Raw genomic sequence first — 1,314 nt, forward strand, 5'->3', positions numbered from 1 at the left:
GTCAATCTCAGCCGGACGCTGACCGTTCCGGCACCGATGTCGGTGACCCCGTTGGTGTGGGTGCGGCCGCGGCAGGGGCCCAAGCTGGCCGACCTGCTCGCCGAGCCGAACACCACCAGGGCACGGGGCGACTCCGACCTGGTGGACGTCCTCGGCTCGGCGTATGCGGCGACCGACGGCGACCCGGCGACGGCATGGACGGCACCGCAGCGGGTGGTGCAGCACAAGACCCCGCCCACCTTGACGCTCACCCTGCCGCGGCCCACCGAGGTCACCGACATCGGTGCCGGAACGGTCAGCGTCCGGCTGAGATTGACCGGCTCTTCGGGTGTCAGCGCCATGGACGGCGCGCAGCGCACGCCCTCCGGCGTCGACGCGCATCCCGGCCTGCCCAGCAGCTCGGAACCCAGGTCCCAGCCCGCGACCGCCGCGCCGGGCGGCGGCCCCGGGACGCGCACGGTGTGCCGCAGGTCGAGCTGGTGGGCGAATCCGGACGCGTCGTACTGGGTGATCGACAGGTCGGTGATGCCGAACTGCACGCCCGGGGACCCGTCGTCGGTGCCCGCGGCGGTGATCCGCACCCACGGCGTCTCGCCGTAGGGCAACGCGGCGGCGAGCGGCTTGCCGGGCTCGTCGAACCGCAAGGTGGTGCTGCCGGTGGCGGTCTCGATCAGGATGCGGCGCACCTGCGCGCCGACGGCCGTCGCGCTGGGTGTCAGGGTGATCGCCGCGTTGGTGACCGGGTGGTCGAAATCGACCTGCAGCCACTGGCCCACCGCCGATTGCAGCGAGTTGGACACCCACGCGGTCGCCGGGTCGCCGTCGATGGCGGCGACGGGGGAGGTCGCCGGCGCGACGTCGGGCATCGCGGTGGAGTCCGACGACGAGCTCGACACGGTGATCCGGCCGCCGCTCCAGGCGCCGACGACCGGGTCGGCCCCGGGGACGGGATAGTCGGGCACCCGGTTGTAGGTATGCCGTGCGTCGCCCGCGGCCCGGATGGCCGACGAATGTTGGTCCACCCGGCCGTAATCGGTCTCGCGGGCCACCGGGGTGTCGGTGACGGTCACCGAGGGCACCGGCAATCCGGCGCCGCGCGCGTCGGCGGTCATCAGCGCGGGGCCCAGCGTCGGCAGGCCCTGCAGCCGGCGCCGCTCGTCGAGGCGCAGCAGCGCCTCCGGTCCGCCGTCCACCCGGGGCAACCGGTCGACGTCCGCGAAGTAGGGGGCGCCCGGATCGCCGGCGACCTCCACCCGGTAAACCTCTACGGCCGGGTAGCGCGGACGCAGTCCGCTGTCGGCGACAGAGGAGAAC

At 73.9% G+C, this 1,314-nt stretch carries 1 protein-coding gene; it reads right to left on the bottom strand.

From position 1 onward, the window contains the following. A partial coding sequence (locus A5709_RS04835) for a discoidin domain-containing protein (RefSeq protein ID WP_231986905.1) occupies positions 1-1,314 on the bottom strand: 1,314 nt, incomplete at both ends.

It is taken from the genome of Mycobacterium sp. E1386, from assembly GCF_001672745.1.
Classification (GTDB): domain Bacteria; phylum Actinomycetota; class Actinomycetes; order Mycobacteriales; family Mycobacteriaceae; genus Mycobacterium.